Origin of the sequence: Streptomyces sp. NPDC001922, assembly GCF_042891165.1 — a bacterium.
Taxonomy (GTDB): Bacteria; Actinomycetota; Actinomycetes; order Streptomycetales; family Streptomycetaceae; genus Streptomyces.
On record NZ_JBIASV010000016.1, the window covers coordinates 44,876 to 53,752 of the forward strand.

At 69.9% G+C, this 8,877-nt stretch carries 6 protein-coding genes and 1 pseudogene; 4 read left to right on the forward strand and 3 right to left on the reverse strand.

Annotated features, from left to right (window positions below; genetic code table 11):
- The first annotated feature begins 160 nt into the window (after positions 1-160).
- Complete coding sequence (locus ACFYYR_RS27165) at positions 161-727, forward strand: TetR/AcrR family transcriptional regulator (RefSeq protein WP_388858873.1); 567 nt, start codon at positions 161-163, stop codon at positions 725-727.
- A 198-nt stretch (positions 728-925) separates the two neighbouring features.
- Here ACFYYR_RS27165 and ACFYYR_RS27170 read toward each other — a convergent pair whose 3' ends face one another.
- The 3 genes and pseudogenes from ACFYYR_RS27170 to ACFYYR_RS27180 form a co-directional block, all read right to left on the reverse strand.
- Positions 926-2,107 carry an FAD-dependent oxidoreductase gene (locus ACFYYR_RS27170; RefSeq protein ID WP_388858876.1) on the reverse strand — a complete coding sequence of 394 codons (1,182 nt, stop codon included), beginning with the start codon at positions 2,105-2,107 and terminating at the stop codon, positions 926-928.
- Positions 2,108-2,286: 179 nt separating this feature from the next.
- Positions 2,287-2,391, reverse strand: a pseudogene (locus tag ACFYYR_RS27175) (DNA-binding protein); the annotation flags it as partial.
- Between the two features lie 52 nt (positions 2,392-2,443).
- Entirely contained in the window at positions 2,444-2,764 is a 321-nt protein-coding gene (locus ACFYYR_RS27180; RefSeq protein WP_388858879.1) for a hypothetical protein, read from the reverse strand.
- 152 nt (positions 2,765-2,916) lie between these two features.
- Here ACFYYR_RS27180 and ACFYYR_RS27185 point away from each other — a divergent pair, with 152 nt between their 5' ends.
- The 3 genes from ACFYYR_RS27185 to ACFYYR_RS27195 form a co-directional block, all read left to right on the forward strand.
- Positions 2,917-3,555, forward strand: coding sequence for a hypothetical protein (locus tag ACFYYR_RS27185; protein ID WP_388858882.1), 639 nt, complete (start codon positions 2,917-2,919; stop codon positions 3,553-3,555).
- A gap of 151 nt (positions 3,556-3,706) precedes the next feature.
- Positions 3,707-8,269 (forward strand): DUF6531 domain-containing protein, encoded by a 4,563-nt coding sequence (locus tag ACFYYR_RS27190; RefSeq protein WP_388858885.1) that lies wholly within the window; start codon positions 3,707-3,709, stop codon positions 8,267-8,269.
- A gap of 2 nt (positions 8,270-8,271) precedes the next feature.
- The coding region (locus ACFYYR_RS27195; RefSeq protein WP_388858888.1) for an SUKH-3 domain-containing protein at positions 8,272-8,877 on the forward strand (606 nt) is incomplete at its 3' end.

The window sequence follows — 8,877 nt, forward strand, 5'->3', positions numbered from 1 at the left end:
AACACTGTTCGTTCGAACGAACAGTAGGAGGGTGGGGTGACCCTGTCAACCGCCGCATGCGTCCGCCCGCACCGCGCGATCGGGGGCGTTCGCGGTGGGTGCATCCCGCTGACCTCGGCGCCCGCCGTCCCGCCGCCGCACCGGTGGCACAATGGCCGCCATGTCCAAGTCCTCCGGAACCCGGCAGAGCATCATCGACGCCGTCCTGCGCATCATCGGTGAGGACGGCGTCGCCGGGGTCACCAACCGGCGGATCGCCGAGGAGGCCAAGGTCTCGCTCGGTTCGGTCACCTACCACTTCACGACCCAGCACGAGCTGCTGCGGGAGAGCCTGCTGCACTTCGTGGCCGAGGAGACCCGGCGCTTCACCGAGCTCGCCGACCAGTGCGAGACCGAAGGGATGGACATCGACCGGGCCTCCGCCACGGTCGGCCAGGTCGCCGGGTGCACGCAGACCGACGGCAGGTACATCGCACCCTTCGAGCTCTACGTCCAGGCCGGCCGCGACGAGCGGCTGCGCACCGCGGCCGCACAGTGCTTCGCCGCGTACGACCAGCTGGCCGCCCGGATCCTCACCGGTCTCGGCGTACCGGACGCCGAGCGCCTGGCGAGCACCGCCGTCGCGCTGGTCTTCGGACTGCAACTGCGCAGCCTCGCCACCGGCCTGCCCGCCGAGGAACTCGTCGACGCCCTGATGCTGCTGGCACGCGGGGCACAGCACGCCTGATCCGCGCCGCCGGTTCGTCCGGTCGCGCCGGGCCGCCGGAGGGTCGCCGTCGGACGGGTGTCATCGCCGCGGCGCTGTGGCCGCTCCCGGTGAGCGCAACGGCTGCTTCCGGTGAGCGCGGGCCCGGACCGCCCGCTGCCGGGCCGCGGGCGTGGCCCCGCCCGCTCGCCTCATGCGGTCACCGAACCTGGAAACGGATCATCCGGTCCGCGTGGCCGGCGAGACGACGGTGCGCAGATCGAGGTTCCAGTCCAACTGCTGGGCCAGCATGTCGTCGCCGGGACGCTGGGGTGCCGGTGCCCCGCCGGGGCGCGAAGCGGTGCGCGTTCCGCGGGAGATCGCTCCGCTGGCGGTGATGTTGTACTCGACCCGCGGGCGGCGGCACGCCTCGTAGAGCGAGAGCCCGCTGTCGGGATCGGGCGTGTCCCGCAGGGACTTGGCGAGGACGACGGCGTCCTCCAGCGCCATCGAGGCCCCTTGTCCCGTCGCCGGTGAGGCCGCATGCGCCGCATCCCCGATGATCAGCGTCCGTCCGGAGCGCCAGGGAGTGCCGAGCGGAATCTCGGTGGCGTTGGTGGCCATGAGGTCGTCGGTGGAGGCCGCGACGATGTCCGCGGTGGGGGTGGCGTCCCGGCGCAGCATCCCGACGAGCCGCTCCCGCCAGGCGGACGGTGCGGGGTGCGCGAGTTCCCCGGCGGGGATGGCGTCCCCGCCGACGCGGGCGAACCAGTACGTCTCCCCGTCCGGCGAGACCGCGTAACCGAAGGCGGTGCTGCTGCCCCGCACCATGGTGATGTGCCCCGTGCCCTCCGCCGCCGGGGTGCCGCGGGTGTAGCCGTAGAAGACGCTCTGCCCCGCGTGGACGGGCTCGGTGCCGGGCGCGATCGACCGCCGGACGGTCGAGTTCAGGCCGTCCGCGCCGATGAGCAGATCGCCGGTCGCGGCACTGCCGTCGGCGAAGCGCGCGGTCACCTCGTCCGGGCCGTTCTCCACGGACACCAGCCGCGCGCCGTGCGACAGACCGATGCCCCGGCGCAGGGTCTCGGCCTGCAGGGCGGCGTTCAACTCGCCCCGGCGCAGGCACCGGTACCGCAGGAGCGGGTCGTCGGCCTCTCCCAGCGGTACGTGGGCCGTTTCGCCGCCCCGGTCGTCGAGCAGCCGCATGGAGCGCAGCGGAAAGCCGAGCGCGGTGACCACGTCCGAGGCGTCGAGCTGCGCCAGTGCGCGCATTCCGTTGCTCGCCAGGGTCAGGAACGCCCCGATGTCCTCGGCCGTGTCACGATGTGCTTCGTGCACGGCGACGTCGAATCCCGCCTTGTGCAGGGCCAGCGCGGTCGCCGTACCGGCGATTCCGCCACCGATGACCAGGATGCGTGTCACGTACCAGTCCGCTCTTCCGCGTAGGTCCCGTCGGGCGTCCGCGTCCATGATGCACCGGTCGCTGCGAAGCCGTCGTGCCGCTCCTGGTGTCTGGCCGAATACATCGGTTGCGACAAGCTCGCGCTGCGCACCGTCCTTTGGGGGCCACGGTATGCGTCGAGCGTGTGCTGGGCGGGCCCCACGGCGACGGGGGCCGGAGCGCGGAGCGCAAGTGCCGCGACGAGAGCGTCGATGCCGATGGCGTATGTGTGTCCGTGCAGGCCGCCTGCGTCCCGGAGCAGCGCTCTACCGCGGTGCAGGACCTTGTCGCCCTGCCCAGCCCGACATCCGTGAGCCCTAGTCTCGGGGAGATCGCCCCTTGTTGCCCTTCTCAAGTTTCTTCGCGAAGTCCAGGTCGACTTTGGTCACTTCGCGGTACACCGCGTCGGCCATGTCGGCCAGTCCGGAGAGCTGCTTGTCGATGTCGCCGCGGCCGTCCTCCCAGTTCCCCTCGAAGCTCTCCATCTTCTCCACGACGCCGTCGTCGCCGATGTCGTCCTCGTAGGAGGCGAACATCTTCTTGGTGGCGTTCATCCGGCTCTTGATGGACCGCAGCCGGCCGCCGAAGCCTTCGAGCTCGGTCAGCGGTATCGCCAGCCGTCCCTCGTCGCCGCTCACCCGGAACCTCCCCCGCAGCAGTGTCATCACATAGTCACGTGAGCGGCCAGCCTAGGCGCAGGCCCCATCCGCCGCACCACCCCGTTCCCGCCCGGCCGTAAGGTGGGCGGCTGCCCCGGGGACAGGATCGGGCTACGGGAGGGGAGCAGGCGATGAGCCGTCGAAGCGAAGCACAGACCATCGAGCGCAGCGGATTCCATATCAAGGTGCCGAAGTCCTGGTGGGAGTTCGACATCCGCCCCGCATCGCGCGACGACACCATCCGGCAGCTGGTCAACGAGCGCATCCGGCAGCGCCCGGAGTTGGCCGAGCACCGGGACGCGTTCACCTGGTTTCTGCAGAAGGCTGCCGGGGATGCCTGGAAGTCCGGGGCGCTGTACTGCGGCTGCATGGCGGAGTCCTTCGGCGGCGCGGCGCCCGTCACCGCCTCGGTGACCGTGTCGGTGATCGGTGCCCGTACCGACGACGGCGAGATCCTGCCGACCGATCCGCAGCTCATCGCCCAACAGATCAGTCCCCGGCCGGCGAAGCGGGACGGCGATGCGTGGCGCGAGGTCACCACTGTCGAGATCCCGCAGGTGGGCCCCGTGGCGCGGACCTACGGGATCGAGGACGTCGCCGTCCCCGGCGACCAGCGCACCGTGCGGGCGGTGCTGATGCAGACCTTCATCCCCGTCCCCGGGCAGGAGGGCACGGTGGCGCTGGTGTCCGGCAGCAGCCGGGTACTGGACCTGGCGGACTCCTTCTTCGACATGTTCGACGCCGTCACCTCGACGTTCCGCTTTGTGTGACGGCTCAGTCGCACGGCGCACCCTCGCGCCTCGCTGATCAGCCCGACTCCTCCGGCCTCCCTCTACCGCCTTCACCCTTGTCAGGGGCGGGAGTTAGGGTTGCGCGCAGCGTCACGCGGTCTGAAGTTCAGTGTTTTACGGGGGAGTTGACGTGGGCGGGCATCGTCCGACGGACTGGCATGTGCTGGATCTCGACGGGGATCCGGTGCCCGGCGATCCGGACAGGGTGCGGCATCTCGCGCGCGAGCTGCACGAGTTCGCCGAGGACGTCGGTACCGCGCTGCGGGGGATCCGCAACATGTCCTCCGAGGACGCGGTGCAGAAGTGGTCCGGCCGCTCGGCGAAGAAGTTCAAGGAGGCGTTCGACGGCGTCCCGGGCAATCTGCGGAAGCTGCGGACCTCGTACGAGATGGCGGGCGATGCCATCGCCGCCTACTGGCCGAAGCTCGAGCGTGCCCAGGCCCTGTCGCTGCGGGCGCTGGCCAAGGGCCGTGAGGCGCGCTCGGATCTGACCGGGGCGCAGGGCCGGCTGGATTCGTCCACCGACTGGGTGAAGACCGCCACCGCCCGGACCAAGTCGTACGACGAGGCCAAGGGCCACGAGGCGCCGGACGAGGCCAAGGTGCGGGCGGCGACCCGCAATGCCCAGCATGCGGCCTCCGCCCGTAGGGACGCTCAGGGCGCGGTGGACACCGCCCAGTCGGCTCTGGACGCCGCGAAGGCGATGGCTCAGGAGGCCAGGGAGCTGCGCGAGGAGGCCGCCCGGGTCTGCAAGGACAAGCTGGAGGAGGCCTCCGACGCCGGTATCCAGAACCGTCACTGGTGGGAGGAGGTCACCGACTTCGTCACCGACAATTGGGACGCGATCGTCTCGGTCTGCAAGGTCGTCGTCGCCGTCGTCGGCATCGTCGCGATGGTCATCGGTGGCCCGATCCTCGCCGCCATCGTGGTCGTCGCGGCCCTGGTGGTGCTCGCCGACACCCTCAACAAATACAGAAAAGGCCAGGCCGGCCTCTTCGACGTCGCCATGGCGGCGCTGGACTGCATCCCGGGCGTCAAGGGATTGACCAGCCTCGGTCGCCTCGCCAAGGGAGCCAAAGCTCTCAACAAGACCGGACTCAAGGGCATGGCGCTCGGCGTCAAGGGCATGGGCAAGAACGTTCGCGGGCTCGGCCGCGAAGCGAAATCGCTCGTCTGCCGCACCGATCCGATCGACATGGCGACCGGCGACATGGTCATGTCGGCCACGGACCTCGAGCTTCCCGGCGTGCTGCCACTCGTCCTGCAGCGGCATCACCGCACCAGCGTCCGCAGCGGCCGGTGGTTCGGACCCACCTGGGCCTCAACACTCGACCAGCGCCTCCTCCTCGACGCCTCCGGCCTCCGGTTCTTCACCGAGGACGGCATGGAGCTGCACTACCCCGTCCCCGAGCCCGACCTCTCCGTCCTCCCCGTCGAAGGTCCCAGGTGGCCCCTGACCTGGGACGGCGCCGCGCAAGGCACTCTGACGGTCCACCGCCCCGACACCGGGCAGACGTTGGCCTTCCGGCCGCAGCCCAACAACCCTGCCCACGAGCTCGCCCTCGCCGAGATACGGGACCGGCACGGCAACACCGTCGCCGTGCACTATCAACCCGACGGGACGCCGGGCGAGATCGTCCATCACGGCGGATACCGCATCGGTGTGACCACCGAAAGCGGCCGTGTCACCGCCTTGACCCTGCTCAGCGCCCCCGACCGGCCCACGCTGCTGCGCTACGCGTACGACGCGCGCGGCAACCTCACAGAGGTCTACAACTCCGCCGACCGGCCGCTGACGTTCGTCTACGACGATGCCGGCCGCATCACCGGCTGGCAGGACCGCAACGACGTCTGGTACCGCTACACGTACGAAGACGGCTGCTGTGTCGCCACGGAGGGCGCCGACGGGTTCCTCAGCAGCAGCATCGTCTACGACACCGAGGGCCGCCGCACCCTGTTCACCGATGCCCTCGGGAACACCACTGTCTACGAGTTCAACGACAGCTATCAGATGATCAGGGAGCGGGACCCGCTCGGCAACGAGACCCTGCGCACTCAGGACCGGTACGACCGCATCACCTCGGTCACCGACCCTTTGGGTCAGACCACCCGCTACACATACGACGAGGCAGGCCACCCGACCGCCGTCCTTCGGGCGGACGGATACCGGAGCACCGCGGAGAACGGCGAGTTCGGGCGGCCGACCACCGTGACCGAAGCCGACGGAAGCGTCTGGCGGATGGAGTACGACTCCTGCGGCGAGCTGACCGCCGAAACGGATCCCACGGGTGGCCGGGTCTCGTACCGGTACGACGACATCGGCGCCGTCACCGCGATCACCGACGCCGCCGACCGCACCGTGCTGATGGAGACCGACGCCGCGGGCATGCCGATCGCGGTCACTGACGCCGAAGGCGCCACCAGGCGACTCGAGCGCGACCCCATGGGCCGGCTCATCGCCCAGACCGAACCGGACGGCTCCGTCACCCGGTTCGACTGGACGCCCGAAGGCAAGCTCAGCCGGCGCACGCTCCCGGACGGCACCACCGAGCGCTGGACCTACGACGGCGAGGGCAACCTGGTCGAGCACACGGACGGTACCGGGCAGACGACTCGCTTCGAGTACACCGGTTTCGACCTGCCTGCCGCTCGGACCGACCCGGACGGCTCGCGCCTGGAATTCACGTACGACCGCGAGCTGCGCGTGACCTCGGTGACCAACCAGCTCGGCCGGTCGTGGCAGTACGAGTACGACGCAGTGGGCCGGTTGTCCCGTGAACGTGACTTCGGCGGACGCACGCAGAGCTACCGGCACGACGCCGCGGGCCGGCTCGTCGAGCGGACCAATGGCGCCGGCGAATCCACCGTGTACGTACGGGACACGCTCGGCAAGGTGCTCGAGCAGCGCACCACCGAGGGGGTCACGACCTACGCGTACGACCCGGTTGGCAATGTACGCACGGTTCGGAGCCCGCACGCCGAGTTGAGCTACGAACGCGACCCCCTCGGCCGCGTCCTTGCCGAGACGTGCAACGGCGCCACCGTTCGCTCCACCTACGACGTGCTCGGCAGGCGCATGCACCGTGTCACTCCCACCGGTGCCGAGAGCCGGTGGGAGTACGACGGGCGCGATCGCCCCGTCATGCTGCGGACTGCGGGCAGGTCCGTCAGCTTCGCCTACGACGACGCGGGGCGGGAGGTCGAGCGCCGGGCGGGCAACGCGGTGCTCCACCAGACATGGGATACGCGCAACCGCCTGACCTCGCAGACATTGACAGCGAGCGGCGGGCCCACAGCCGGCCCTGCGCCGGAGCCCGTGCAGCGCCGCACGTACGCCTATGGTCCGGACGGCACGATCGCCGCCATCGGCGATCGGCTCACGGGCGACCGCGCCTACCGCACCGATCACGCCGGGCGTATCACGCACGTACAGGCGGCGACCTGGTCGGAACGCTACGCGTACGACGCCGCCGGCAACCTCGCCCAGGGCGAGCCCTCGGGGGACAGCGCAGAGCCGTCCGCCACCGACGCGCTGCCCATGCGGAGCCCGGGCAACGTCCGTTACGAGTACGACGCGCAGGGCCGCGTAGTGCAGCGCCGCAAGAAGCGCCTGTCGAGAAAGCCCGAGGTCTGGCACTACGCCTGGGACAGCGAGGACCGGCTGGTCGGGGTCACCACCCCGGACGGCACACGCTGGCGGTACACCTACGACCCCTTCGGCCGCCGGATCGCGAAACAGCGGCTCGGAGCCGACGGGGTGACCGTGGTGGAAGAGGTGCGGTTCACCTGGGACGGCTTCGTCATGGCCGAACAGGTCACCCGGACCGGCGACGAGCCACCCCGGTGCACGGTCTGGGACTGGGAACGCGATCGCGTCAGCCCCGTCACCCAGGTCGACCGCATCCCCGCGAAGGACCGGCCGCAGGAGTGGGTCGACGAGCAGTTCTACGCCATCGTCACCGACGTCGTCGGCACTCCCGCGGAACTCGTGGACGACACGGGCACGGTGGCATGGCACGCGCGAACGACGCTCTGGGGCAGCTCCCTTGACGTCGACCCGGCCCCAGGAGAGGCGTACTGCCCACTGCGCTTCCCCGGCCAGTACCACGACCCCGAGACGCAGCTCCATTACAACTACCACCGGCACTACGACCCGGACACAGGGCAGTACGCCTCCCTCGACCCACTCGGCCTGGCGCCGGGTCCCAACCCGCGTGCGTACGTGTCGAACCCGTTCTCCGCGGTGGACCCTCTGGGGCTCGCACCCGACTGCGAGCGTGCGCTGCAGGGGGCACGGGACCGGGCGGACAACGAAGCCCTGAGGCCGGGCGCCAACAAGAACACCAGGCCGTCGAGCTCGGCGGGCCTGGCCGTGCCTGGGCATCGGCAGGTGTTCACCGGCTCGAGCCTCAAGGGTGGCGGGAACCACGACCTGCACCCGGACGTACAGGCGGCGTACGACAAAGTGCCGATGAGGGTCAGACTGAAGGATGCGGAGGGACGACAACATGCGAAATGCGGCGAGGCGGAAGCCCTGTCGCATGCCAAGAACGCGGGCGTTGATCCACGCGGTGGGGTGATGGCCGCCGTCGAAACCCGTCCTCCGGGCAACCCGAAACTTGGCGGGATCAAGCCACCGTGTTCGTCATGCCAACATGTGCTGGATCAGTTCGGAATTACGGCGGTGACTTAGCGATGCAGAGCGGACCCGAGCAGCGGTGGTCGACGGAGACCGAGCGACTGCTACGGAAGGCGGGCTGGCGTCCGGGGCGTTCGGTGCCGACGGCGGAGTGGGAGCGCGTGCTGCAGGAGCACGACGAGTTCGAGATCCATCCGGACGCGCAACGCTTCCTGGCTGAGTTCGGCGGGCTGTCCGTAACGGAAGTGATCGTCGGCGCTATCACGGTGGTGCGGTCGGAGGTCAGCTTCGACCCCACTCTGGCCCAGTGGGACCAGGAGATTTTCGAGGTGCTCAGCGAGCAGGCGGGCGCCGAACTCTATCCCGTCGGTATGACCGGCAACCGTAACGCGTACCTCGGCATGACGTCGGCCGGCACGGTCTACACCGGCATGGACGACGCCTACTTTCTGGCGGAAAGCGGCGACCAGGCTCTGGAGAAGATCTTTGGGTGGCCCCGCCGGCCCACCGAGCCCGCAGTTCCGGGTGCCGTCGGTGACCTGGGGATGCAGCAGGGTGGATCCAAGCCGCGGTGGTCGGCGAAGACCAACGGACTGCTGGAAGAGGCGGGTTGGTACCCAGGGCGTTCGGTGTCCACGGCGGAGTGGGAGCGCGGGCTGCGG

Bases quoted from the DNA above. Each gene is read 5' to 3' on its own strand.
- ACFYYR_RS27185 (WP_388858882.1), top strand. From the start codon at position 2,917: ATGAGCCGTCGAAGCGAAGCACAGACCATCGAGCGCAGCGGATTCCAT.
- ACFYYR_RS27165 (WP_388858873.1), top strand. From the start codon at position 161: ATGTCCAAGTCCTCCGGAACCCGGCAGAGCATCATCGACGCCGTCCTG.